Origin of the sequence: Sphingopyxis macrogoltabida, assembly GCF_001314325.1 — a bacterium.
Lineage (GTDB): Bacteria > Pseudomonadota > Alphaproteobacteria > Sphingomonadales > Sphingomonadaceae > Sphingopyxis > Sphingopyxis macrogoltabida.
Genome location: NZ_CP009429.1, coordinates 3,437,770 through 3,464,046, shown reverse-complemented (window position 1 = coordinate 3,464,046; position 26,277 = coordinate 3,437,770). Strand labels below are relative to the sequence as shown.

At 67.5% G+C, this 26,277-nt stretch carries 14 protein-coding genes; 5 read left to right on the top strand and 9 right to left on the bottom strand.

Annotation, left to right across the window (positions count from 1 at the left end; genetic code table 11):
* Nucleotides 1–3 precede the first annotated feature (3 nt).
* Together LH19_RS16950 and LH19_RS16945 are read left to right on the top strand one after the other, a co-directional pair.
* A complete protein-coding gene (locus LH19_RS16950) occupies nucleotides 4–1,938 on the top strand; it encodes a cytochrome c3 family protein (RefSeq protein WP_054730563.1) in 1,935 nt (644 codons plus the stop codon).
* Between the two features lie 42 nt (nucleotides 1,939–1,980).
* Nucleotides 1,981–2,829, top strand: coding sequence for a phosphodiesterase (locus tag LH19_RS16945; RefSeq protein ID WP_054730560.1), 849 nt, complete (start codon nucleotides 1,981–1,983; stop codon nucleotides 2,827–2,829).
* Here the strand turns inward: LH19_RS16945 and LH19_RS16940 are convergent.
* Nucleotides 2,826–3,869, bottom strand: a complete 1,044-nt coding sequence (locus LH19_RS16940) for a winged helix-turn-helix domain-containing protein (protein WP_082395819.1) — start codon at nucleotides 3,867–3,869, stop codon at nucleotides 2,826–2,828. The genes LH19_RS16945 and LH19_RS16940 overlap by 4 nt on opposite strands.
* Nucleotides 3,870–3,957: 88 nt before the next feature.
* Here LH19_RS16940 and LH19_RS16935 point away from each other — a divergent pair, with 88 nt between their 5' ends.
* Nucleotides 3,958–4,515 (top strand): hypothetical protein, encoded by a 558-nt coding sequence (locus LH19_RS16935; RefSeq protein ID WP_201258366.1) that lies wholly within the window; start codon nucleotides 3,958–3,960, stop codon nucleotides 4,513–4,515.
* Here the strand turns inward: LH19_RS16935 and LH19_RS16930 are convergent.
* The 8 genes from LH19_RS16930 to LH19_RS16895 form a co-directional block, all read right to left on the bottom strand.
* The gene (locus LH19_RS16930; protein ID WP_054730553.1) at nucleotides 4,509–5,453 is read right to left on the bottom strand and encodes a D-2-hydroxyacid dehydrogenase; all 945 of its coding nucleotides are present in this window, start codon (nucleotides 5,451–5,453) and stop codon (nucleotides 4,509–4,511) included. The genes LH19_RS16935 and LH19_RS16930 overlap by 7 nt on opposite strands.
* A gap of 7 nt (nucleotides 5,454–5,460) precedes the next feature.
* Nucleotides 5,461–5,817: a hypothetical protein gene (locus LH19_RS16925; protein ID WP_054730549.1), complete on the bottom strand. Its 357-nt coding sequence runs from the start codon at nucleotides 5,815–5,817 to the stop codon at nucleotides 5,461–5,463.
* A 38-nt stretch (nucleotides 5,818–5,855) separates the two neighbouring features.
* Complete coding sequence (gene cysS / locus LH19_RS16920) at nucleotides 5,856–7,322, bottom strand: cysteine--tRNA ligase (protein ID WP_054733726.1); 1,467 nt, start codon at nucleotides 7,320–7,322, stop codon at nucleotides 5,856–5,858.
* A gap of 46 nt (nucleotides 7,323–7,368) precedes the next feature.
* Nucleotides 7,369–17,523, bottom strand: coding sequence for a hypothetical protein (locus tag LH19_RS16915; protein WP_054730546.1), 10,155 nt, complete (start codon nucleotides 17,521–17,523; stop codon nucleotides 7,369–7,371).
* Between the two features lie 28 nt (nucleotides 17,524–17,551).
* Nucleotides 17,552–19,360: a ShlB/FhaC/HecB family hemolysin secretion/activation protein gene (locus tag LH19_RS16910; protein ID WP_054730545.1), complete on the bottom strand. Its 1,809-nt coding sequence runs from the start codon at nucleotides 19,358–19,360 to the stop codon at nucleotides 17,552–17,554.
* A gap of 175 nt (nucleotides 19,361–19,535) precedes the next feature.
* Nucleotides 19,536–20,294, bottom strand: a complete 759-nt coding sequence (locus tag LH19_RS16905; RefSeq protein WP_054730542.1) for a hypothetical protein — start codon at nucleotides 20,292–20,294, stop codon at nucleotides 19,536–19,538.
* Nucleotides 20,281–22,365 carry an adenylate/guanylate cyclase domain-containing protein gene (locus LH19_RS16900; protein ID WP_054733724.1) on the bottom strand — a complete coding sequence of 695 codons (2,085 nt, stop codon included), beginning with the start codon at nucleotides 22,363–22,365 and terminating at the stop codon, nucleotides 20,281–20,283. The genes LH19_RS16905 and LH19_RS16900 overlap by 14 nt, the downstream gene beginning before the upstream one ends.
* Nucleotides 22,366–22,369: 4 nt before the next feature.
* Nucleotides 22,370–25,471 carry a CHAT domain-containing protein gene (locus tag LH19_RS16895; protein ID WP_082395817.1) on the bottom strand — a complete coding sequence of 1,034 codons (3,102 nt, stop codon included), beginning with the start codon at nucleotides 25,469–25,471 and terminating at the stop codon, nucleotides 22,370–22,372.
* A 211-nt stretch (nucleotides 25,472–25,682) separates the two neighbouring features.
* On the opposite strand from LH19_RS16895, the gene LH19_RS16890 reads away from it, so the two are divergent.
* On the top strand, nucleotides 25,683–26,009 hold the full coding sequence (locus LH19_RS16890; protein ID WP_054730536.1) for a DUF1476 domain-containing protein: 327 nt from the start codon (nucleotides 25,683–25,685) through the stop codon (nucleotides 26,007–26,009).
* A 4-nt stretch (nucleotides 26,010–26,013) separates the two neighbouring features.
* Nucleotides 26,014–26,247, top strand: a complete 234-nt coding sequence (locus tag LH19_RS16885; RefSeq protein ID WP_054586937.1) for a BolA/IbaG family iron-sulfur metabolism protein — start codon at nucleotides 26,014–26,016, stop codon at nucleotides 26,245–26,247.
* The last annotated feature ends 30 nt before the right edge of the window (nucleotides 26,248–26,277 follow it).

Sequence of the window (26,277 nt, the reverse complement as noted above, 5' to 3'; positions counted from 1 at the left end):
CCGATGAGCTTCATCCTGCGCCGCATTTCGACGACGAAGACGGGCAAGCAGATCATCCGCGACGCGCCGCTGCCCGGCGACACGATCACGCTCGGCCGCGAGGGCAGCAACACGATCCACGTCGCCGACCTCGCGGTGAACCCGCACCATGCGACGATCAGCAGCGCCGACGGGCGTCACGTCCGGGTTGCAGCCAGCGAAGGGCTGGGCTTCGACATCAACGGCCGCTCGGTCGACACCGCCGATATCGACAGCGCCGCGGGCGCCGAACTGCGTTTCGGCGGTCACCGGCTGACGATCGCGCGCGAGGGCGATGACATCATCCTGCTCGTCGAGCGGATCGACGAGCTGTCGCAATCGTCGAAGGACGTCGATGAGGCCAAGGCCTTCTCGCTCGCCGGGGTGATGCCCGGCAAGCGCATCGGGGCGTGGGTGTTCGGCCTGCTAATGCTGGCCGCCTTCCTGATCGGGCCGATCTGGGCGTGGTACAGCTACAAGAATGTGAACGAGCGCCCCGACGGCTATCATGCCGACAGCGCCTGGCTGTCGGGGCCGCTGTCGAGCGCGCACGCCAGCCTGAAGAATGATTGCCAGTCGTGCCACGTCGAGCCGTTCGTGGCGGTGACCGACAAGGCGTGCGTCAATTGTCACACCGGCGAACACAAGGCGATGAGCATGGCGCATGCGAACGCCCCGGCGGCGATGCTGCTCGCGGCGCGCCATCCGCCGGGGGTGGGCGAGAAGATCCTCGCGGGGTTCGCCAAGACCTTCAACAAGCCGCAGGGGCGCTGCGTCGATTGCCATACCGAGCATGAGGGCGCGGGGCCGATGCCCGCGACGCCGCAGAAATTCTGCGCCGATTGCCACGACGGCATGTCGGCGCGGCTGAAAAGTGCGGGGCATCCGACCTTGCTCGGCGACGCCGGCGATTTCGGCACCAGCCACCCCGAATTCCGCCCGCTCGTCCGCTCGGCGCCGGGCGCGAAGCTGGTGCGCACGACGCTCGCCAAGGGCACGGTCGATTATAACGGCCTCAAATTCCCGCACGACATGCATTTGCAGGCGACCGGCGGCGTCGCGCGGATGGCGGCGAGTTTCCGCGGCCGATACGATTTCGGGCAAAAGCTCGAATGCGAAAATTGCCATCGTCCCGACGCCGACGGGGTCCGGATCAAGCCGGTCGAGATGGAGCGCGACTGCGCGATGTGCCACAGCCTCGCGTTCGAGACCGTCGGCGGCGTCACGCGCACGCTGCGCCATGGCGAGCCCGATCAGGTCGTCGCCGACCTCACCGCTTATTATCGCTCGACCCCGCCGGCTCGGCCGTTACAGCTTGGCGGAATGCAGCGGCGGCGGCCGGGCCAATATGCCGAGGGACAGGTCTACAACATCTATTTCCGCGAGGTCGCCGTGCGGCCGAGCCGGGCGCAGGACGCGGTGCGCGCGGTCTTCTCGAAGGGCGGCGCCTGTTACGACTGCCACACGATCTTCGCGCCGCAGGCCGGAACCGGCTGGCGGGTCGCCGCGGTCGACCAGACGTCGCGCTTCCTGCAAAAGGGCTGGTTCGATCATGACGCGCACAAGGAAACCGACTGCGCCGACTGTCACACCGCCGCGCCGGGATCGAAGGCCGCGACCGACCTGTTGGTTCCCGGCGTCCGCCAGTGCCGCGATTGCCATGTCGGCGAGGGCGGCGCGCGGCTGGTGAAGGTCGAGACGGCGACCGAATCGCCCTGTGCGATGTGTCACGAATATCATTCGGACGGCGGCAAGCCGTGGATGCCGCCGACGCAGCGCAAGAAGAATGTGAGCGCGATCACAGACCGTCCGCCGCGCGGCGCCTATACTGTGAGCCTGATCACAGGTGGCGAGCGGCGCGGTCTTTATGATGTGACGTGGCGCGCGCCTGCGCTAAGACCCGCCGACAGGGGTGGATGAAGATTGGGCGGTCGGACCAGCCGGCCGGAGCAGGGGACGGATATGCTGATCGCCCAGATCACCGATATTCATATCGGTTTCGATCCGGACAATCCGGCGGAATATAACCGCAAGCGGCTCGACGAGGTCCTCGACGTGCTGATCGACGGCCCGAACCGTCCCGATCTTTTGCTCGCCACGGGAGACATCACCGACCGCGGCGATGCCGACAGCTATCGCCGCCTCGCCACCGCCTTTTCGCGCTGCCCCTTTCCGGTGTGGCCGAGCGTCGGCAACCACGACGTGCGCGACAATTTCCACGCCCAGTTTCCGGGGTTCGACGACGGCAACGGCTTTGTCCAATATGCGATCGAGCTGCCCGAATTGCGGCTGGTGACGGTCGATACGCTCGAGGAAGGGCGCCACGGCGGCGCCTTTTGCGAGCGCCGCGCCGCTTGGCTTGATACCGAACTGGCGAAGGACGGGAACAAGCCGACCTATATCGTGATGCACCACCCGCCGGTCGAGAGCGGCATCGAGTGGATGAACACGCACCCCGACGAACCCTGGGTCGCGACCTTCGGCGATGTCGTGCGGCGCCACCCGCAGGTCCGGGGCCTGATCTGCGGCCACCTGCACCGCAGCGTCACCGTCGCATGGGAAGGCCGCACCATCGCGATTTGCTCATCGACGGCGCCGCAGGTGTCGCTCGACCTCAGGCCGATCGACGAGGACCACCCCGACGACCGCCCGATGATCGTCGCCGAGGATCCCGCCTATGCGCTCCACCGCTGGAACGGGCGCGAACTGGTGAGCTTCTACGATCACGCCGGCGCACACACGATGCTCGCGAAATATGACCGCAATCTGCAGCCGCTGGTCCGCGAGTTGAAGGCCGAGCGACCGGCTTAATTCTTTTCGGCCGCAATCATGGCGCCGGCGATGCACGCGGCGAATAGCGCCGCCTCCAGCATGGCCGTGGCCAGCTCGCCTGCCGTTCCGATGCCGCGCTCGCCAAAGAGCGCGCCGATCGCATCGAGATCGAGGCGCGAGCCGGGGAAGCGGCGTTCGAGCAGCGCGAGGCTGCCGCCGAACAGCCGCCCTCCCAACAGGCTGATCGTCGCGCCGCCGGCCGCACCAACGAGCGCGGCGAGCGCGGTGCGCCTTGCGAACGGCCAAGGTGCGCCTCGCCGGGCAGCCCAAAGGGCGATCCCGACGGTCCCGCCGAGCAGGGCGCCTTCGGCCGCGCCGGTAAAATCGCCTGGGCTTTGTCCCAGCAGCAGGCTGAACGCATCGAGCCCGATCAGCTTGGCGATCGCCCCGACCATAAAACCGCCCGCCGCGCCGCCAGCGATCGTCCACATGTCACGCCGCGTCCGGGCGTAGTGCGCAGTGGCGATACCGAAGGATACGCCGGCGCCGCCGACCGCCGCCAGCGTCGTGGTCAGCGCGAGCAGCACCAGCAGCACCGAGAGGGCGTTGCCGCCTGTCGCTGATGGCTGGGCCGCTGCAACCAGACCATAGAGCAGCCCGCCGATCGCGCCGGCGAGCGCCGCGCCGGCCGTACCCGCACCGCCGGTTAGCAGAATATCGTGGATGCGGGGCGCCGCCGCCGGCGACGTGGAAGGCGCCACGGCGGTTTCGACCGCCGCGATAAACCGATAGCCGTGCTTGGGAACCGTTTCGATAAAGGTCGGCCGTGTCGCATCGTCGCCGAGCAAGCGGCGCAACGTCCGGATGCATTGGGTCAGTGCCTCGTCGGTCACCGGCACACCATGCCAGACCTCGGCCATGAAGCGATCCTTGGGTACCATCCGCCCCTGCTCGCGCACGAGCAACGCGAGCGCGTCGAGATAGCGGGCGTTAAGATCGACCGGGCTGCCGCCTTTCAGCAGACGCCGGTCGCCGGGCTCGAACAGAAAGGCATCGAAGCGATAGCTTTCCACGGTCATTTTTCAGCCAAATCTCATATTTTGCTCATGCCGCTCGCCCCGCGTCCGGGGCAGGCAGCAGGCCTCACACAGGAATGGAGGCAAGACAATGACGAATATGGAGGCAATGGCCAGGACGTTCATCGAGCGCGCGATGTATTGGCGCGGTTGGCGGATCGTCGGCTGGGGGATGGCAGCCTTCTTGCTGCTGCTGCCGTTCGTCGCGATGCAGTTCACCGACGCGGTCGACTGGAGTGCCGGCGATTTCATCTTCGCGGGGGTGATGTTCGCCATTGTCGGCGGTGTGCTCGAAGTCGCGGTGCACAGCAGCGACAGGATTGCCTACCGACTTGGTACAGGCATTGCGCTTCTCGCGGGTTTCCTGCTCGTCTGGATCAACGGCGCGGTCGGGATCATCGGCGACGAGGGCAATCCGGCCAATCTGATGTTTGGCGGCGTCCTGCTCGTTGCGATCGCGGGGGCGGTCGGCGCGGGCGCGCGAGCGGCAGGGCTGGCCCGCGCTATGGCGGCGGCTGCGTTGGCCCAACTCGTCGTCGGCGTGGTCGCGTACGGTGCCGACCGCGCGGTGTTGCCGGTTACCGTCGTCTTTGTGCTGATGTGGGGCGCCGCGGCATTATTGTTCCGCAGCGTGGCGGCGGATCAATAGCCCAATGTTAGATCGACGCGCGGTTCGAGCGGCTCGCCTTTCTCCCAGCGCGTCAGATTTTCATGGAAGCGCTGCGCCGCGCGGATGAACATCTTGTCCTGTGCGCGGCCCGACAGGTGCATCGTGATGTGGGCATTGTCGAGGCTCCACAGCGGATCGTCGGCGGGCAGCGGTTCGGGGGTGGTGACGTCGAGGAAGGCCGATGCGATCTGCCTCGCGTCGAGTGCGGCAACCAGCGCTTGCTGATCGACGACGCTGCCGCGCGCGATGTTGATGAGGGTTGCGCTGGGCTTCATCGCCGTAAGTTCGGCGGCGCCGATCATGCCGTCGGTCTCGGGCGTTGCGGGGACCGCGAGGATCACCCAGTCGAAATCGCCGAGCCTAGCGCGCCACTGGTCGGGGCCGAGCGTGTTCTCACCCGGCGAACGGCGGACGACGGTGACTTCGACCGCGAACGCCTGCAGCCGTTCTTCGATCAGCTTGCCGATCGCGCCATAGCCGAGGAGCAATGCCTTCGAGCCGAAGAGTTCGACCTTGCCCGGCGAGTCGATCAGCCATTCGCGGCGCTCCTGCGCGCGGACGACGTCGCGATAGCCCTTGGCGACGGTCAGCATGCCCATCACGACATATTCGGCGATGGTGATCGCGTTGATCCCGGCGCCGTTGGTGACCACCGTCCCGCGTTCGCGGAGCAGGTCGAGCGGCATGCCGTCGACCCCGGCATAGATGGAATTCAGCCATTTGAGCCTGGTCGCCGCGCCGATCGCCGCCACCATATCCTTCTTGTCGTACATGTCGAACCAGCCGATTTCGGCCTCCGGCGCGAGTTCGAGCGCCTCTTCCTTCGATTGGAAAAAGCGCGGTTCGACCCAGTCGGGCAGGCGGTTTTCGACGAGCGGCCGGATCAGGCCCGAGAGGACGGTGATGGTCTTGGTCATGGTTTTCCTACTGCTGAAACGCGTGCCAGCCTGCCCATGCGAGCGGGATGAGGCCGACAAGATCGACGAGCGCGATGGTGCCGAGCTGTGCCGGGCGTCCATATGATTGGTAGAGCAACAGGAAGCTCAGCATCGACACCGCGGCGAGCAGCGTTGCCAGCTTTCGCCCGCCGGGATCGAAGGCCGCCCAGACGCACGCGACGAGCACGGCAAAGAACAGCGCCGCGCGGTGATGCATCAGTACGAAGACCGGACTGTCGGGCTGGACGCCATAGAGCCGCGTGATCAGCGCCGGCCGGAACAAGGCCAGCGCCGGAATCAGGTGGACAAGTCCGACGAGGAGCCAGCAGATGAGTTGCGACATGCAACGAGGCTAGCAGCCCGTGAAGGCGGAACAAGCCTCTAATTGGCTTCGAGCCGCCAGTCCCAGCCGAGTGGGTCGCCGTCCATCACCTCGACCCCCGCGGCGATGAGTTCGTCGCGCAGCGCGTCCGACGCCGCGAAATCCTTGGCGGCGCGGGCTTCCTTGCGGCGCGCGAGAATGGCTTCGATCTCTGCTTCGGCGATCGTCGCCGATTTCGGACGGATGCGCAGGTCGGTGCGTTCGAGCGTCAGCACGCCGAGGCCGAGCACCGCATCCATCGCGGCCAGCGTCGCCCGCTTTTGCCCGGCGTCGATCTTCTTCATCGCCGCCGCTTCTTCGAGCAGCGTGAGCGCGACTGCGGTGCCCAGGTCGTCCGACATGGCGGCGTCGAATTTTTCGAGCAGGTCAGCGAGACGGCGGTCGGTTATTGCGGCGCCGTCGGCCTCGCGAACCGTAGCCGCTGCCATGACCAGCCGCTTGAGCCGCGTCAGCGCCGCGCCGAGCCCTTCCCAGGAGAATTCCAGTTCGCCGCGATAATGCGCCTGCAGGCACATCAGGCGATAGGCGAGGGGTGAGTAGCCGCGGTCCACGAGCAGTTGGAGTCGCAGGAACTCGCCCGTCGACTTCGACATCTTGCCGCCGCGGTCGATCAGGAAATTATTGTGCATCCAGAGGCGCGCGCCCGAATGTTCGGCGCAGTCCAGACTGCCGCGGCCGCGATAGGCCTGATTCTGCGCGATTTCGTTCGGGTGGTGGATTTCGCGGTGATCGATGCCGCCGGTGTGGATATCGAACGGCATGCCGAGTTCGGCCTCGCCCATGACCGAGCATTCGAGATGCCAGCCCGGCGCACCGCGGCCCCACGGCGAATCCCATTCCATCTGGCGCGTCTCGCCGGCCGGCGTCTTGCGCCAGATCGCGAAGTCGGCGGAATGGCGCTTGCCGTCCACTTCCTCGATCCGCCCCTCGCCCTCGTCGGTCACCGCGCGCGCGAGGCGGCCGTAATCGGCGACGGTCGAGACGTCGAAATAGAGGCCGCTGTCGAGTTCGTAGCAATGGGTATCGGCGATACGCTTCGCGAACTCGATCATCCGCGGGACATAATCGGTCGCGACGGTCCATTTCGCAGGGTTGCGGACGTTCAGCCAGTCGAGGTCGCGCTTGAATTCGGCGGTGTAAAAGGCGGCGATGTCCCACGCCGTCTTGCCCTGCTGCGCCGCAGCCTTCTCCATCTTATCGTCGCCGGCATCGGCATCCGAGGTCAGGTGGCCGACGTCGGTGATGTTGATGATGTGGCGCAGCGCATAGCCCTTGAACGACAGCGTACGGCCCAATGTGTCGGCAAAGACATAGGCGCGCATATTGCCGATATGCTGATAATTATAGACCGTAGGCCCGCACGAATAGACCCGCGCCTCGCCGGGGTGGACGGGCTGGAATGGTTCCAGGCTGCGCGTCAGGCTGTTGAACAGCCGCAAGGGCGCGGGGGCAGGGGCGTCGGTCATGCCGTCGCCCATGCCTCGCGCCGAGGCGGTCCGTCAACCGAAAGGCTCAGGGCTGCTGCGTGTCGGTGGCCGGCGTCCACAGATCGTCGTTGCCCGCGCCGGTCACCGGATCGTCGAGCAGCGGCTCGCCGGTCAGCGGGTCGAGGTCGCGCATCGTGATCAGCGATTGCGGCAGCGTGATACCGTCGTCGCCGTCGTCGTCGACCTCTTCCTCGATGACATCCTGCACCGGGAAGCTGTTGTGATATTCGGGCTCGGGTATGGTGAGGCAGGCGCCGGTGTTGGCGATCAGGCAGCCGTTGAAGCGCGAACGCTGGTCAAAGGCGTCGGTGGGGGCCTGGCCGCTCGCGATGCCGTTGATCGTCAGCAGGGGGATCGTGTCGAGCCCGGTGACCTGTCCCGACGGGCCGAGATGGACGCCGTTGATCACGATCCGCGTGTCCGTACCCGCGGTATCGACGTTGAGGCCGAGTGCGCCGAAGGTCAGGCCGCGACGTTCGCCGAAGTCGCTGCCGCCGCTGTTCTGGACATAGAAGCCGCCGCTGACCCCCACATTGATGCCGCCCGCGAAGAGCGCGCCCTCGTCGCTGGTAATGCCATCGTTCTGCGCCAGCCGGTCCTCGATCGCGTCGGTGCTGCCGGCCGCCGCGACATCGTCGATCGCCGCGAGCGTCGCGACGATCACGTCTTCGGAGGCGAGGTTCAACCGCCCGGCGGGCGCGCTGCTGCTGCTCCCCGAAAGGCGGATCGACGCCTCGCCCAGAATGATTTCGAGCGACTGGTCGGCGAAGATGTTGAGGGCGTTGTTGTCGCCCATACCGGTCAACGCGACATCGCCGACGACGCGCGCCGTCCCCGGGGTGGCGATCGTCAGCGATCCGTTCGTGCCGAGGTTCGAGGTCGACGATCCTGCGGTCATCGTGAAATCGTCGATCACCACATCGGGCGGCAGGGTGCCGATGAAGCGCCCGCCCGACCGGTCGACCGCGGGCGCGAAGATGCGGATATCGGTGCCATAGACGCGCGTCAGCTCGTCGCTGTCGATATGATAGCCGTTCTGCGTCCCGGTGCCGCCGATGAAGGTCTGCACCCGGTTATCGATATTGCGGAGTTCGAGGCTTTCGGTCGTGCCAGTGCCGACGCGGCCGGCACTGGCGATCGCGATATCGGCCGATGCGAGCGACATCGTCCGCCCCGTGACGGCGCCGTTCACCGTCAGCAGCGACTGTGCGGTTGCCGCGAGGGTTTCGTCGGCGGTCACATTGCCGAGCGTCATCGTGCCGTTCGATGCGAGGATCGCATCGCCGGCATCGAGGCGGGTCACGGCAAGGTTGCCGCCGGCGGACAGCCGCGCTTCGCCGGAGACCGTTCCGGCGGTGATGGCAAGATTGCCGCCGGTGGTAACCCGGGCGTTGCCGCCCGCCGCCTGAAGCTGGCTGAAGATCAGATTGCCCGCTCCGTCGATCGCGACGCTGTCGCCGATGGCGCTGACCGGTCCCGCCGAAGCAAGGTTGCCGACCACAATGGCTCCGTCGGCGCTCGTCAGACTGGTCGCGCCGCCGCCGCCCAGCGAGGCGGCGGTGATGCCGGCGGCCGCGTCGAGTGTCAGCGATCCGCCTGCTGCGGTCGAGGCGCGCGCGATGTCGATCGTCGACCCCGCCGACAGCGTCAGGTCGCGCCCGGCGCTCACGCTGCCGCCGGCGATGGCTCCCGCCGTCTGGATCGAAAGGTCGCGTCCGGCGGCAAGCGTATCGACCGGATCGCCCGCCGGATTCGTCAAGATCGCGATATTGGCCGAGGCGGCGTTGATGATCACGTCGCGGCCGGCGGTCGACGGGCTGTTGACCGCGATCGCGCCGCTGGCATCGACCACCACGTCGCTAGCCGCCGCAAGGCCGCCGAGCACCGCGCTGGCGCTCTGGGTGCGGATGCTGCTGTCGCCACCGGTGATGCCGAGGCCGAGCGTCGTGGCGCCATTTAGGGTCAGCGCAGTCGCGGCCGTTAGCAGGATATCGTCGCCCGCCGACAGCCCGCCAGCGTTGATCGCGCCGCTGGCCGACGCCATGACGATATCGGCGCCGTCGGTGGCTGAGGTGCCTTCGCCCGAGCTGATGGTGAAGCCGCTGGCGGGGGAAAAGCTCAGTGCGCGGTTATCGGTGCCGGCGCCCGTGGTGCGGACACCCTGCGCCGTGATCGCGCCGTTGGCGCGGACGGTGACGTCGTCGCCCACGGTTACGTTCGACAGGTTCGCCGTCGTCCCCGCAATGACCAGCAGGTCTTCGCCCGCCGTGCCTCCGGTAATCGATGCCGCCTGTCCGGCATTGACCCCGAACATGCTCGCCGCGCCGCTGTCGGTCAGCGTCGCATTGCCCGCGGCGTCGACGAACAGGTTGCCGCCGTTCGCATTCGCCGATGCGGTGATATTGGCGGCCGAATCGAGGAAGATATTGTTCCCCGCGACATAGGTCCCGGTCAGATTGCCGTTGGCAAAGATCGAGATGGTGCCGGTAACATCGGCGCGGGCGACCGCAACCGCCCCGCCGCTGCCAATCGCGAAGAAATTGGCGGCGCCGGTCACCGAATCGGTGATCGCGATGCTGTTGCCGTTCATGTTGATGTCGCTGCCCGCGATCACCGTCGCCCCGTCGATCCCTTCGGCACCCGCCGCGGTGCCGTTCGCGGTGAGGTTGATCGTCGCCCCGGCATCGAGCGTGTTGAACGCGATTGATTGCGCAGCGACCGTGATTGATCCGCCCGCGGTCGAATTGCCCAGATCGGACGCACCCACGGTCGTGATGTCGATATTGCCGCCGGCGATGATCGAGTTGAGCCCGGTGCGGAAGCTGGTCGCGTTGACGACATAATCGTCCGCCGCCTCGCCATGCGCGACGAAGACGTTGCCCGCGGTCAGGTTGATGCCGACATTGCTGCCGATCTCTTCGCCGTCCGGATTGTCGCCGGTCGCATTCATGAAGGCGATATCGATGTCGCCGCTGCCATTGATGGCGATGTCGTCGCCCGCGACCATGCGGTTGAAGCTGCCGCCGTCGGTGGTCGAGATGAAAATGTTGCGCCCGGCGTCGAGCGTCCCCGTCGAGTTGACCGCGCCGTCGCTGGCGATGAGACTAATCGAATCGCTGCCGGTCACATTCCCGACCGTGACCGATGCCCCGCTGATGTTGATCACGCTGCGCGTGATCATGTCGCCGGTCATGGAAACCGCGCCCGCGCCGACCACCGTGACCGGGCCGTTGGCGTTGATGGCTCCGGTGGACTGGACGCCCCCACTCGTCGCGGTGATCCCGAGCTCGGCGGCATCGACCGCGATGTCGCCAAGGTCGACCGCGCTGCCTTCGATGCGCAGCGCAAGCCCGGCGCTGGCGTCGCCCGTCAGGTTGACCGCCTGGTCGGCGAAAAGGAGGATGTTCCGGTCCGACGTGAGTGCCCCGCCGGTGATCGTCCCGCCCGCCGTCAGGAACATGTCGTCGCCCGACGACGCCGTGCCGACCCTGATGTTTCCGTCGGCGTCGAGCCGCAGCGTGAAGTCGGCGTCGATCCGGCTGTTCGCCGCGTGGCTGATGTTTCCGGCGGCATCGAGGGTGATGCGGAAGCCGCTGATGTCGCCGTTTGCGACGATGCTGCCCGCCGTGGCCGTGACGGCGACGTCGCCGGCGGCGTCGATCGCCGCGGTCGAAACCGACGGGCCTTGCAGCGTGACATTGCCTGCCGACTGGACGATGCCGGCAAGGATCAGCGCGCCGCCGGCGGTGATGCCGATGTTGCTGCCATTGCCTTCATTGTCGAGACCGCTGCCATAGCTGTAGGCGGCGCCGATCCGGGCGGTGCCGCCCGCATTGACACTCACGTCGTCGCCGGCATCGAGTTCGGCGATATTGACGTTGGCCGCGGCAACGACCGTCACGTCGTGCCCGGCGGCGAGCGCGCCGGTTGCCGATGCGGCGCTGGCCGAATTGACGCCGATGTCGGTGCCCGCGGTGACCGCGGTCAGATTGACGAGGTTGCCCGTCAGGCTGGTCACCAGCCCCGATTGCAGCAATCCCGTCGAGGACAAGGTGCCCGCCGCGGTGACGGTCAGATTGTCGAAAGCGTTCGCGCTGTTTGCGGCGACATTTCCGCCGGTCGAGGTCAGAACGATGTTCGATCCGTCGGGGGACGAGGTGATGACGTCGAAACCGGTGCTGTAATCGATCGACTGGTTGTCGGGGCCGGTGCCGGTGGTGAGCAGGCCGGCCGCGGTGATCGTTCCGGGCGCCTGCACCGTCAGGTCGTCGCCTGCGGTCAGGTTGGTCAGGCTGGCGGTGGTGCCGGCCCGGACGAGCAAATCCTCGCCGGCGCTGACGCCGGTGAGCGTCGCGCTGCCACCGGCATTGACGCCGTACATCCCCGCGGCATTGCCCGACGTCAGGGTGACGTCGCCGCCCGCATCGACGAACACGCTGGCCGCGATCGGGGTGCCGCTGCTCGAGCTTTCGAAACCGGTTGCGCTGGCCGAACCGGCGATATCGCCGCCCGCGTTCAGCGATACGCCCCGGAAGCCGTTGTAGGCGCCGGTGATATCGCCGGTCGCTTCGATGAAGATGGTATCGTCGGCATTGGCGGTGTCGATCGCGACCGCGCCGGCGCTGCCGTTCGCGACGATCGATCCGCCGCTGGCTACGGTGCCGGTGATTCCGATCTCGGTCGCATTCAGGCTGATATTGTCGCCGGCATCGATCGAGACGCCGCCGATGCCTGCGGCGCCGGGGACGGTGCCCGTTGCCGTCAGGAAGACCGTCGATCCGGCGTCGATCGCATTGAAGGCGATCGACTGGCCGTTCACCGAGACGAAACCGCCCGCGGTCGAATTGCCAAGGTCGACGGCACCCGGCGAGTTGACGATGATGTCGCCGCCGGTGATGATCGAGTTGAGCCCGGTCTGGAAACTGCCGACGACGGCGGTGAAATCATTATCGGCTTCGGCATGCGTCACCGTCGTCGCCGCGGCGCTTTGAAGGAAGATGTTCGATCCGTCGATTTCGGAGTCGAGGCCGCTGCCGTCGGTGGTCAGCGTGCCGAGCGTCAAATTATTGCCGATGATGCTGATATCGTCACCGGCGTTGGCACTGCCGACGTCGATGAGGAACGAATTGATGGTCAGGTCGTCGCCGCTGGTCGACGAACCGACGCGCGCGACATTCTGCGAGAGGATGAGCGTCGACGTGCCCGCTTCGATTCCGTCGACATTGATCCCGCCGTTGGAAGCGAAAGCGTTGAGCAGAAGCGACGTCCCGGCGCTCAGCAAGCTGCCGGTCTGGGCGCGGATGCTGACTGCGGCGTTGATCGACATGGCGCCACCCGCCGCGATGGTCGGCGCGGTGCCGGTGCGGAAATCGTGGCGGATATCGATCTCGTCGGCCGCCTGCATCGTCAGGTCGCCGCCCGCCGCAACCGTCCCGGCCGCCTGCGCATAGACGCCGATCGAGCTGCCGGTGTTGAGCGACATTGCGCCGGTGGTCGTGATCGCGCCTGTATCGCCGTAAACGCTCATGAAGATGCCGGTGCTGGCGGTGTCGGTGTCGAGATTGGTCGGCGGGGCGAGGCCCAGCGCTTCGGCCGAGAGGCTCGTCATCGCGATCGTGCCCTCGGCGCGCATCTCGATGCGCCCGGCGCTGTCGCCGTTCGCGGCGATCGTCGTGGCACCCAATGATATCTGGCCGGCTTCGCCCGGATTGCTGAAGGCTTCGAAACTGACCCGGCCGCCGGTCGTGCCGTTGCTGCTGCCGCTGGCACCGTCCGCGCCGGTGCCAGTGCCGGCGCCGCCGCTGCCGCTGACGCCTGCGGTCCCATCGACGGCGATATCCACCGGGACACCGTTCGAGGTGATCGTGCCGCCGCTCGCGAGCAGGTGGACGGTGCCGCCGATCGCGCCGCCGCCATTGCCGCCGTCGCCGCCCTGCGATCCGTCGAGGAAGGCGGCCGCCGATCCGTTGCCGGCGTTGCCACCGGTGCCGCGACTGCCGAGCGCCACGGTGCCGCTGGTATCGGGGCCGAGTAGGACGGTCGCGCCGCCGCTGGCGACGACTTCCAGCGCGCCGCCTTCGCCGGTGCCGCCATCGCCGCCGCGCGGCGCGACATCGGGCGTTGCGCCAAAGGGAATTCCCCCATTGCCGCCGTTGCCGCCCACGCCGTCGGTGACGAAATTGGCCTGACCGACGGTCGCGCTGGCGCCGGCCCCCGTCGCTTCGATGCGCGCCGTCCCGCCGCGGGCGTCGCCGCCGCGGCCGCCGGTGCCATTGCTGCCGTCGGCGCCGTTACCGCCGACCGCGCTCGCATCGACGGTGACCGCCAGCGTTCCCGCATCGAAACCGGTGACGATCGCTTGCGCGAGCCCGCCGATGGCAAGGCCGCCGTTGCCGCCCGAAAAGCCGCCGCCGCCGCTGCCGCCGATCCCGGCCGCCGAACTGGTGATGTCGCCGGTCACTGTCGCTGCGTCGGTGAAATCGATCGTTGCGTTGCCGCCGCGGCCCTCGCCGCCGTTGCCGCCGACGCCGGTGCCGACCGGGACGCCCGAACTGCTCGATGCGAAGACGGTGCCGCCTTCGCCGCCGATCCCGGCGGCATCGGCAAGGATGCCGGCTGCCGTGACCGTGCCGGTGGCGACGGTGACCGTTGCGGTGCCGCCGAGGCCGGTGCCGCCGTCGCCGCCGTTGCCCGGCGGGTCGCCGAACGACGACGCCACGAATACGCCGCCCGTCCCGCCGCTGCCGGTGGCATAGGCCGCGAGGGTGCTGGCATCGACCGTCGCACCGTCGACGGTGATCGTCGCGGTGCCGCCTTGCCCTTCGCCGCCGCTGCCGCTGGGGATGGCGCCCGCGGGGTCGAAATCATTGCCCATGGCGCCGGCGCCGCCGATGCCGACAGCCATCGCGACGATATCGCCGCCGGTCAGCGTGCCGCCGAGCAGGTCGATCGTCGCATTGCCGCCAAGTCCCTGGCCCGACACATCGGGTGCGAAGCCGCCGAAGCCACTGGCGCTGATCGCCATGTCGCCGACGGTCACGGTGCCGCCCGTCTGGGTATAGCTTGCCGTGCCGCCTCGCCCGGTCCCGCTCGCCGTGCCGACACCGCCGCCATAGCCGTCGGCGGTGACGTTGATCGAATTCGCGGTAAAGGTGCCGCCCGCGACCGAGATCGCCATTGTTCCGCCCTGACCGTCGCCCGCGCTTTGCTCAAAGCCGGGCGCGGATTCGACATCGACGGCGGTGAGCCCGTCGGCGCCACCCTGCAAGGTGTCGAAGGCGATCGAACTGGGGCCCGTGGGGTCGTCGAGGACCTGGATCTGGATGAAGCCGCCATTGCCGGTCGTGCTGCTGCCGGCGTTCGTCGCGCCGCCCGACACGCCGCTCGCCTGGAGGGTCGTCGTTGCATTGAAGTCGATGCTGCCGCCCCCGGCGGTGATCTGGATGGTGCCGCCGCCGGCGACCGATCCGTCGGCGCTGACGCCGCTCAGCGCGCTGGCGTCGATGATCGTGCCGAGGCTGACGTCGGTCGCCGCAATGCTGCCGCCGGCGGTCGCCTCGATATTGACGAAGCCGCCCTGTGCCGGGCCACCCGTGCCCCGGACATTCGCGGTCAGCCCGCTCGCCACCACGTCATATCGCGACGCCGTCAACACGCCGCTGCGCGCCGCCAGCAAATTGACCCTGCCGCCGGTGCCACTGCCGCCGCTTTCGGAAATACTGGTGCCGAAGCCACCGCCCGAAACATCGATTCCGATGCCGCCGGCAACGTCGATCGTACCGGCATCCTCGGCGGAAACAGTCACGTTGCCACCAAGGCCGCTACCAAGATTTTCGCTGAACGCGACGATCCCTGCCGCGAAGAGCTGCACGTTCGCGTCGACGGTCAGCGTTGCGCCATTGTCGGCCGTGACGTTGATCGTTCCGCCTGTGGCGTTGCCGCTCTGCCCGGTCAGCAAACTCGGCGACGAGGCGCCGCCACTGAATCCGTCCGCGGTTACCGTGAGCGAGGGAAAGGTGACTGCGACGAGCCCGCTGGCCTCGACCGTCGCAGTGCCGCCGACCGCGTTCCCGCCAGCGACATTTTCGGCGCCGACCGCGCCGCCGCCGCTGCCGGTGACGTTCAGGCTGGTGGCGCCGGGATTGATCGCGGTCGTTGCATCGCCGGCGATGCTCAGGGTCGCCGATCCGCCGCGGCCAGAGCCGCCGCCCTGCGACGGGATCGTCCCGATCACGATGTCGGATATGCTGCCGCCGCCTGCTCCGAAAGCGTCGATCGTCGTCGTCGGCGTGTCGAAGACGCTGTCCGCGCCGGCGACTTCGATCCGTGCCGCGCCGCCCGTGCCATTGCCCGACTGGATATTGCCGATCTGGCCCGAGCCGCTCGCGCTCGCGGTCACCGAGCCGTCGGTCGCGGTGAGCGAGGCGCCGTCCTGGACACTGATCGTCACGTTACCGCCGGTGCCGCTGCCGCCCTGGTCGGAGGCGGTGAAGATGCCCGAGCCGCCGTCCTCGAGTCCGCCGCCCACGCCGTTGGCCGCTGCGACGATGGTGTTGCCGGCAACCCGGCTCGCGACGCCGGTCGCCAGATTGGATCCGGTCACGGTGATCGTGGCGGTGCCGCCCGTGCCGTCGCCGCCGGCACCGGCCGTATCGCGTCCGGCAATGCCGTTCGCCGAGACGGTGACGGTTCCGACCGCGCTTGCAGAGCCGCCGTTCGAAACGGTCAGCGCGGCGGTGCCGCCGCGGCTGTCGCCGGTTGCCGCATCGACCGCACCATCGGCGAGGATCGACAGATTGCTTGCGGATATCTGGCCGCCGTCGACGTTGACGTTCACCGCTCCGGGCACGCCGCCGGCCGCTCCGGTCTGAATGATCAGGTCGCCGGTCGCGCCGACGAAACGGTTCGTGTCGACGGTGATCGTCGTGCTCTCGTCGCCGATGAAGGTCGCGTTGCCCTGTACCGAGATGCGGCCGACATGGGCGAAGTCGGGTGTGTCGAAGATCGGCGGCGGAATTTCGCTCAATGGCCGGCCGGTAAAGGCGCCGCTGGCATGCGCGACGACATCGCTGAGGAAGAGCGTATCGTTGACGGTGATATTGGCCGTGCCGGTCGCGACGGGTGCCGCCGCAAATTCGCCGTCGACGATATTATAACCCGCCGACAGACGCACCGCGCCGTCGGGATCGACCTGCGCCGAGAGCGCGTCTTCGTAACCGATCTGGCCCGACACCAGCATCGTCACCGCGTCGTTCTTCGGAATCGCGACCATATAGATACGGTTCTGGTCGGTATCGCCCTGCTGGTGCGCCGGGCCCGTCGTCACGCCGCTGTGGGTAATGACATCGCCATCGGCGGCGCCGACGGTGACATTGATGTCGAACAGGCCGTTGTTGATGCTGATATCGGCCTGTTCGGCCGCGACATAGGCGGTCGATCCGTCGGTACGCACCCGGCCGCGCTGGACGATGCGCGGCGCGACCAGCGCGACATAGCTGCCGCCCGGATTGCCGACCGTCAGGGCATTGACCGTTGCGCCCTGTGCGATCTGGACTTCCGAAGTCCCGGCCACGCCGCGGAAGCGGATTTCACCGCCCGGTCCGAACAGCCCATCCGCCGTGTCGATGTTGTTCGCGGTGAGCAGCAGGCTGCCGACGTTAAAGGTCGCGCTGCCGCCGACCAGGATACCACCGGCGTTGTAAAACCAGATATTGCCGCCCTGGGTGTTTCCGCCGCTTGCAAAGGGTGACCCGATATAGCCGTTGACCGTGCCGTTGATTCCGATCTGCCGTGCCGCGGATGCGGGGCCGATGAAGCGGTTGAGCACTGTATATTGGCCAGTGCCGTAAAATTCGAGGTTGTTGTCCGCAGGCAGGAAATCGATCGCGCCCAGTGCGGTGTCGGTGCTGGTATCGGTCGGCGTCCAGTTGATGATCGTTTGCGGACCTGTGGTGGTGACCTGTGTCGTGTTGGGGGGTGCGGTCGGGCCGAGCGGTGCGGGGGGCGAGATGGTCGCGCCGCTGAGGCCCGGTCCGGCGACGACCTGCCCGGTTCCAGCTACACCCTGCGCCAGCGCGGGGCCGCCGTAGGCCAGCGCGGCCATCCCCGCCACGATGGCGCAGCTTTCGAGCAGGTGCCTTTTGCCATGGCGGACCGGCGACGGGGTGGAGATGGCACGCATGGCAGTCATCCTCGATGCAAAAGTCACGTCAGCGCGCCCGCACGCCGAATTGGGTCGTCAGCGAAACCAGCAAGCGCGGGTCGGGCCGCTCGGTCAGGAAGCCGGCCCGATTGAGCGGCACCGCGAGGGTCACGTCGACGCGAGCAAGAGCGCCATAGGCGACCCGCACACCGCCGCCGGCCGAATAGAGTTTCTGCGGATTGAGGCCTGCGAAGGCGCGATCCTTGTTCCATACCCAGCCGGCGTCGAAAAAGACGAAGGGCTGGAAAGCGAAACTCTTGGTATTGGCGGGGACGAACGAACCGTAACGCGCCTCGAGCGCGACACCGACGCCGCTGTCGCCGATGATCGTGCCGGGATCGAAGCCGCGTCCGACGGTGAAATTGCCGCCCGAAAATTCCTCATAGGAGAGGAGCGGATCGCTCGCCCATTGCGCGCGCGGCGCCGCGGCCAGCGTGAACAATTTCGTCGGCCGCCATTCGGCGTTCGCATTGGCGCGGACGAGGAAAGCGTCCGGCTTGCCCTCGATACGGGTCAGCGGCACGCGGCCGGGCAGAAAACAGGCGGCGCCCGTCGGGCCGCAATTCTTGCTCGCGCCGAGCGCGTTCAGCCCTTGCCGCGCTTCGACCGAGGTGGCGAAGGAAAAACGCGGTTCGGCGGGGCTGTATCCGTTGCGTCCGGCGATCGAGGCGGCGTCGATCCAGCCGGCGTCGGCGCGCAGGTTGAGGACGCGCAGCCGGTCGCGGTTGAGCGGGACGGGGCCGAGGCCGATGTCCTGGTCGATAATGTCGATCCCGCCGGCGAGGGTCAGGCGCCGCGCCTGCGTCAGGATGAGCGGATAGGCGGCGAACAGGCTGACGATCTGGGTGTTCGACTTGATCGGCAAGCCGGCGATGTCGGGGCGGGTCCAGGCATAAGTGTAATTGGCGCCGAAGCGCAGCCCGTCGCCGCCGACCCGGAACTCGTGCGCGAGCTGCAGCACCTTCTGTTCCTTGGGGTCGCCGCTGGCATAGAAGCTTGCGGTGGTCAGGTCGCCCATGCCGGTCAGCCCGGCGAAGCGGACGCGCGCGACGCCGCCCCAACGGCCGACATCGTGCGATCCGAAATTCTGGATATTGGCGTCGAACATCACCGGCGTCCGCGCCACCGTCACCTCGCCGACGACCTCGCCGGGCGCGCCGCCGGGGCGCAGCGTGAGCCGCGCGTCCATGCCCGGAATGTCGCGCGCGAGCAGCAGATAGCGTTCGGCGTCGACGATATTGAACACCGGCTGATCATCGAGCCGCGACAGGTAACGCTGGAGCAGTCCTTCGTTGGCGCCCGCATCGCCGCGGACCTCGATGCGCGTCATGCGGGCGGCGAGAATGTCGAGGCGGACAATGCTGTCGTCGATCGTCTGCGGCGGCACGCGCACCGCGGCGAGATAGCCGCGTGCGCGCAGCATCGTCGCCGCGCGGTCGCGAATGTCGCACACGACGGAAACCGGCACTTCCTGCCCGACGCGATCGGACCAGCTTGCGTCGAGCATCGCCGGGTCGATCCCGTCGACGGCCCGGAATTGCACGCTGCGGAGCGTGATACGGACGTTCGAAAATTCAGGATTGGCGAGCGGGCAGGGCGCGCGTTCGATACTGTCGTCGGCGGTGACGATCTGTTCGCCCGGCGGAACCGCGGGGGGCAGCACCGGTTGCTGGATCTCTTCGCGCGTCGGGATTTGCGGCGTCGCCTGCGCCAGCGCTGCGCCGGGAACAACTAAGGCCGCTAGCGCCGCCGAACCGGACAGAACGGCCTTCAATCGCCCGCTGTCGGCCTTCGCGTGATCCCCCAGATACCCCATCACCACCCCTTGTGTACGAACGCCCGCGCGATCGCTCGCGACGTGCCAATTCAGATGCCCTGCCGCACAGGCGGCAGCGCGAATTTATCGACCCAAGGAAAGGACTTACCGCTCAACCCGGCGGCTTGTTCGACTGGTATCAGATGCCCTCCGTCCGTTCAATGGGCACGATGGCTCAGCCCCCTGCGGTCTCCGATTCGGACATTGCGTCGACCAGCCGGTTGAGTTGCGGCGAGCAGCCCTTGGCGACCAGCATATCGACCGATCCCTCGACGGTGTCGGGAACGCTGTCCACTTGCGCAAAGCGCACCCGCACCGGAGTCGGCAGCCCCGCACCCGACAGGCGATATTCAACACCATATTGGACGGGCATGACGTCGGTCGGCCATTTGCGGAAATTGGCGCCGTTGACGAGCGCGACCTTTTCGATCTTGCCTGCCTGCTCGATCGTCAGCAGCTCTTCGGTATCCATGGTCGGGCGCCAGAGCAGCAGGGTCGCGGGATCGGCGACGCAGAAAGTGCCGCCTTCGCGATAGTCGAGATACCAGAGGTTGGGCGCGCGTGTATCGGTGGCGACGATGTTGTCGCCGCGCGTCGCCCCGCCGCGCGAGCGCATCGTCGGGCTCTTGGCGATCATCCGCGTCACCGTCGTTCCCATCGACTGGCTGACCTGCACGGTGCCGGTCGCGCCGAAGGTCCCCGGACCCGACAGGGTGCGGGTCTTGCCCGCTTGTATCAGCACGACCTTGTCGCCGTTGACGAGCGTCACCTTGTCGGTCGACTTCAATTTCGTCCCGGTCGGATATTTGCTGGCCGACGGACCGGTCGAGCGGACGACCATCGACTGGGCGGCAGCGGTGCCGGCAACCGCGACCGCCATGATCGCGGCGGCGGCCATCCCCAGGCGGCGCATCGGCAGGTCAGGAAAGGACATAGCTTTCTCCTTTTTCGGTCTCGTTCAGGCGTTCGATCAGGAACAGGACGGATGCATCCTGATCCTCTTCTTTCGCCAATGCTGTGGCACAGGTCACATAAGCGCTTTTATCGCCCGCCGCGTGCGCGGCAACAAGCGCGGCGATGCGCGCGCGCCGTTCGGGTGCCAGATCGGGGCGCGGGGTAAAGGTGTCGACCGGTTGGGCGCGGCCGCGCAGCGTGACGCGCCCCATCGGCACCAGATCGTCGCGGCCCGACCGTGCCGCAGCCTCGGCCGAAATCAGCACCCCCGTCTTCAGGCTCTTGTTCGCGGCCTCGAGCCGCGAGGCGGTGTTCATGCTGTCGCCGAGCGCGGTGTACTGGATACGTCCCTCGCCACCGAAATTGCCGACGATCGCGTCGCCGACGTGAAGACCGACGCGCGTCATTCCCAGCGGTGGCACGCCTTCGGCGAGATCGATACGGAACTGCTCGCCTGCTTCATACATGGCGAGCGCTGCGGCGGCGGCGCGTGTCCCGTCGTCGGGACGGCTGAGCGGCGCGCCCCAAAAGGCGACGATCGCGTCGCCGACGAACTTGTCGATCGTGCCACCATGGTCGAGTACGATGTCCGACAGGCGGTCGAGATAGGCGTTGAGCAGGCGCGCGACCGTTTCCGGCGTCGTCGCATGGCTCAATTTGGTGAAGCCTTCGAGGTCGGTGAAGATACAGAAGATGTTGCGCCGTTCGCCGTGCAGCGACAGCTGGTCGGGGTCGCGCATGATCTGCGCCGCGACGTCGGCGGGCAGATATTTGCCGAGCGCCGACTGTGCAAAGGCACGCTGGCGCGATCCGACGGTGCGCGCCGCCGTACCGACCGCGGCATAGCCGAACAGCCAGCCGAGCGCCCAGCCGAAGGCGGGGAGGGTGGTGGTGTCGAACCCTTGCCGTTGCAGCCAGAAGGGCGCGACGATGAAAAAGGCCATCTGCGCGAGGAAGGCGAGGACGACCCAGCGCGGCCGCATGTCGATCAGGCTGGTCAGCCCGCCGGCGAGCACGACAAGGATGGCGAGCGCCCACAGCATCGGCGACGACAGCGGCGTCGCCCACGCTCCATCGAGCTGCTGCGCCAGCATCAGCGCGTGCACCTCCAGCCCGATCATCGTTTCGTGTTGGCCGGTCAGCGGATTGATGAAGCGGCTGAGCGGGGTGTTGAACTGATCGGTATCGATGATGTCGCCGCCGATCAGGACATAGCGGTCCTTGACCAGATCGGCGAAGCCGGCGCGCGTTTCGGCGTCCATCGGCACCGCAAAGGCGTCGATCGGGATGTTCGCGAACACCGGTTCTTCCTGCCCTTCGGCGGCGCGGGCGGGAAGCAGGTAGCGGATATTGCCCTGATAATTGGCGTGCGCCGCATCGACCGGGGCGAGCGCGTTGGCCATCAGCGGCGGCAGCTTCTTCGGCCGGTCGGGCCACTTTCGGATCACGCTGTCGTCGTCGGTGCGGAACAACACGCTCGTCGGCCGTGTCTTCGCCGTCCGTACGTCGGTATGCCACGCCTCAAGGAACTTTTGCTGTTCATAGAAGATGGTGTTGGGGTTGCTCTCCTGCTCGACATAGGCGAGCCAGGTCGGCGTCTTCATCGCGCGGAGCTGCGTTTTCAACAGGTCGTCGTCGGGGCGCGGCGAATCGAACAATATATCGATGCCGATCGCCTTTGCGCCCATCTGATCGAGATTGCCGAGCGCGTTGGCGAGCAGGGTCCGGTCGAGCGGCGAACGGATGCCCGTGTTGAACAAAGTCTCGTCATTATAGGTGATCATGACGATGCGCTTGTCCTGTCCGACATGCGGCGCCATCGCGGTCGCGCGCGCGTCGTAAAGCGCGCGTTCGGCGGCGTTGATCAGCGGCATCTGCCAGCTCGACCGGGCGATCAGGACCGCAGCGAGCAGGAACAGGCCGAGCACGACCATCCGCCACGGGCCGAGTTGCCGCACGAGCTGGCGGACGCGCTTGCGCAGCGGCACCGCAGCCGGCCGGTCGGCCGGCGCCGCGATTTCGGACGCGGGTGCGGTTACGGTCGTCGCCATCGTCTCAGCGAGCCGCGCGGCCGGCTGCCTCTCCACTCTGTGCCGTGTTCACCGTATCGTGGAGCAGCGGCTGGCCGCCGTCGCCGATGATCGCGAAACCGGCCCAATAATAGGGATGCGAGGTCTGCTTCTCGTTCATCAGCCGCGCTTGCGTCGCCCACATCGCGTCGGCGACGCTGGTCCCGCGCTGGGTCCCGAACAGGCCGCCGATCAGCCGCTTGGTCGCGTCGAAATCGTCGGGCGCGGGCCAGTGGCTCGCGATGACCGAGCGGCCGCCGGCGCCGATGAAGCTGCGCACCAGTCCGTCGAGCGCGTTGCCGCCGCCGCTCGCGACGCCCGCCTCGCGCGTCGCGCTGACCGAGGCGGCGCCCGCCGTGTCGCAGGCCGACAGGATGACGAGGTCGGCATCGATCTTGAGGTCGTAGATTTCCTGAAAGGTCAAAAGCCCGTCCGAACTGCTGTCGCCGAACGAGGTAACCAGCGCGGGCCGCGCCGGGCAAGCGGCGCGCGGCGCGGTCACGAGGCCGTGCGTCGCGAAATGGATGATCCGGTAGTCGGCAAGATCGGCGCGCGCCTTGACCGCCGTATCGGTAAAGGCGCCGCCGGTCAGCAGCGTTGCGGAATCGCGGCCCATCGCGCTGCGCGCCGTGACGAGTTCGTCGGCCGAGATCGGCCGGCTCCACTGCGCGATGTCCCATTGGCAATCGGCATCGGTGCCGCCTGCGGCGCCGCGCGAGCCGAGCGAAGGCAGCGTGCCGGCGACCGGCAGATTCTGGCCGAGCCCGAAATATTGGTTCGCCGCCGCCGATGGCGCCGACTGGCGCGCGTTGCGAAAGGCGAGCGCCGAGACGGCGGTGCTCGGGCGCGTCGAGCGGCCGAGCCACGCGATCTGGCGCATGTCGAAGGCATCGGCCTCGGGATCGGCAAGCCGCCGTTCGTAATCGGCCAGCCCGGTGTCGGCGGTGACCAGCAGGTTGATCGGCAGGCGCAGCATTGCGCCGTCGGGTTCGAAGATCAGGTGGGCGATGGCCGGCAGGCGCTCCGCGGCGGGGCTGAATAACCCGGTATAGAGCTTGCGTGCCGCGGCGGCGTCGAACGGATAGGTGACGCGGCGGCCGTTCTCGACCACCGAAATCGACGCGCGGATCGTGTCGACAGCGGTCTCCAGGTCGCCCGCGCCGATGTCCGATCGCCAGAGCTGCGCGCCGCCCTGTTCGATCAGCATCGCATAGACCGCGTCGCCGACGACGAGCATCTTGAGATAGGCTTCGTCGGGGCGCAGCACCTGCTGCAGTTCGGGAAGGTCGAGCTTGCCCGGCGCAACGACGCGATATTGCGGGAAGGCGGAGAGGGCGACGACCGTCTCAGCCTGCTGGAAGCCGAGATTGTCGAGCTGGGTCTTGAGGTCGGCGCGCAGCGCGTTGATTTCCGGGGTGACCGGCATCTGCGCCAGCCGCGCATCCTCGATCCGGGCGCGTTCGATGTCGCGGTTCAATGTCGTCGCCTGGCGGAATAGCCGCGACCCCTCGCTGCTACCCGCCGACAGTTCGCGGGCTAGCACCGCTTGCGTGTCGGCAACGCCCGGGCGCACCTGCAACTGGCTGGCGACGAAGAAATCGCCGATCGCCGCCGGGTCGGAGGCGCTGCGCGCCGCGAGCAGCCGGTAATAGGGCGCCATCATGTTCGCCATGCCGGTGGTCGAGCGCTGCGATCCCGCAAGCGCCGCGACGACCTCGCGGTAGATGCCCAGCGCCTTGTCGTCCTGTCCGTGGCGGGTCAGGAAGGCGGCGTAGCGCGCGCGCGCCGAAGCGAGCGCGTTGGTTTCGGGATATTCGACCGCCAGCGCGTTGATCGATTCGAGGAAGCGCGCATCGGCGCCGGCGATATCGCCCTCCGCCTCTTCGGCGAGCGCGAGTTCGCCGAGCATCTGCGACCGCAGGCGGACGATCGAGGTGACGCGTCCTTCGCGGACGGCAATCGCATCGGCGAGCCCCTTGATCTGCGCCGCCTTCGCCGCCGCCGGATTGCCGCGCAGCCGTTCGACGGTGCCGAGCAGGTGGACCGCCTGTGCGTCGATGATCTGAGCGCGTTCGGCCGGGGTCAGCCGTTCGCGGTCGGAGGTCTGGCGGATCGCGCGGGCGTTCGCGCCGCTGTTGACCCCGGCAACGATTTCGGGCGTCAGCGTGACCGCATCGCCGTTGACGCTCACCGCATTGGCGAGCGGCGGGATCGGCGCCTGCAGCAGCGCCGCGGCGCCATCGTAATCGCGCTGGTTCAGCGCGTGGATCGCGCGGAAATTGCGGCGCAGGCGAAGCTGCACGGCGTCGCTGGTCGGGATCGCCTCGACCTCGCCGAACAGGCGTTCGGCCTCGGCAAATTCGCCGAGATTCGATTTCTGGAGCGCGCGGTTGAGCGTGAATTCGGTGGGGTCGAGGTCGGCGGCCGCCTGTTCCTCGATCGCGCGGCGCGACAGCGCCTCGAAAAATTCGGCCGCCTCGGCATAGTCGCCGCTGTGGTTGCGGCGATAGCCTTCGGCCAGCGCCCGGTCGACGTCGATTGTGCCGGCGAGCGTGCGCGCGAAGCCGTCGTTGCCGCCGACCGAGGTCGTCGCCACCTTGATTACACCCGGCACGACCCGGCGTTCGCGCACCGACTGGAGCGCAAGGTTCAGCGCATCGCCATAGGCGGCGAAGCCCTCGACGCTGTAGCTGGTGTTACCGTCGGCTTCGATACGCGTCGCCCATGCGACGTCGCTGTCCTTGACCGTGCAGGCGCCGCCGGCGGCGCAGACGATGGTTCCCGCGCGGCCCGCCTCGATCCGTGCCAGCGCCTCGCCGGGGGTCGAACGCAGCGTGCGGACATAGCCGACCGGCTGGCTCGCATCGCGGCAGACGATCATCCAAGCGCGGTCGAACATGCCCTTGATCACGCTGTCGCGCACCGTCGACTGCACTTCGCACAGCGAGCCGCCCTGATCGCCGATCGAAAAACTGTCGCGAAGCGTGGGATCGCCGCCCTGTGCCTGTGCGGCACCGGTCGAGGTGCTCGCCAGCATCGCCAGCGCCGCCAGAAAATACGGCCGAAGAGCCGGGCGTCGAGCCGTCATTACGCAATCCCCCAAACACAAGCCTGGGCGCCCGCCGACGATTACGGCAAGGCGCAGTCTTTCAACGCTGCGGTGCGACCCATTCCCGTGTGCGGCGGACCCTAACCCCTTCGCATCAAAAAGGGAAGTGATCTGCGGCACAGGCGGCTTGCTTCGCCGGGGCGCGCAACCTATCTGCAACGGACCGGCAGATTTTTGCAAAGAGGACAAGATGAGCGCATTCGACGATCGTGAACGGGCTTTCGAAACGAAATTCGCCCGCGACCAGGAAGTGCAGTTCCGCATTACCGCGCGTCGCAACCGGCTCGTCGGCGAATGGGCGGCCGAGCGGATGGGGCTGACCCCCGAGGAAACCGACGCCTATGCCAAGGCGGTGGTCCAGGCCGATTTCGAGGAAGCGGGCGACGAGGACGTCATCCGCAAGCTGGCGGGCGACCTGACCGCGGCGAGTGTCGAGATCAGCGATGCCGAGATTCGCAGCGTTCTCAACGACAAGACTGCAGAGGCACGGCGCCAGTTCATGGACAGCCAGGGCTGATATCATGGGCATGCGCGAAGATGATCTGCGGGCGATGATCGCGGCGGCGTTCCCCGATGCCGAGGTGACGATTCGCGATCTCGCGGGCGACAACGACCATTATGCCGCGCATGTCGTCAGCGAATCGTTTCGCGGCATGTCCCGCGTCGCCCAGCACAAGGCGGTCTATGCCGCGCTCGGCGGGCGGATGGGCGGCGAACTTCATGCCTTGCAATTGACGACCGCCGTTCCTTCATAGGGGGCATGGATTTTTGCGGCGCAGTTTTAC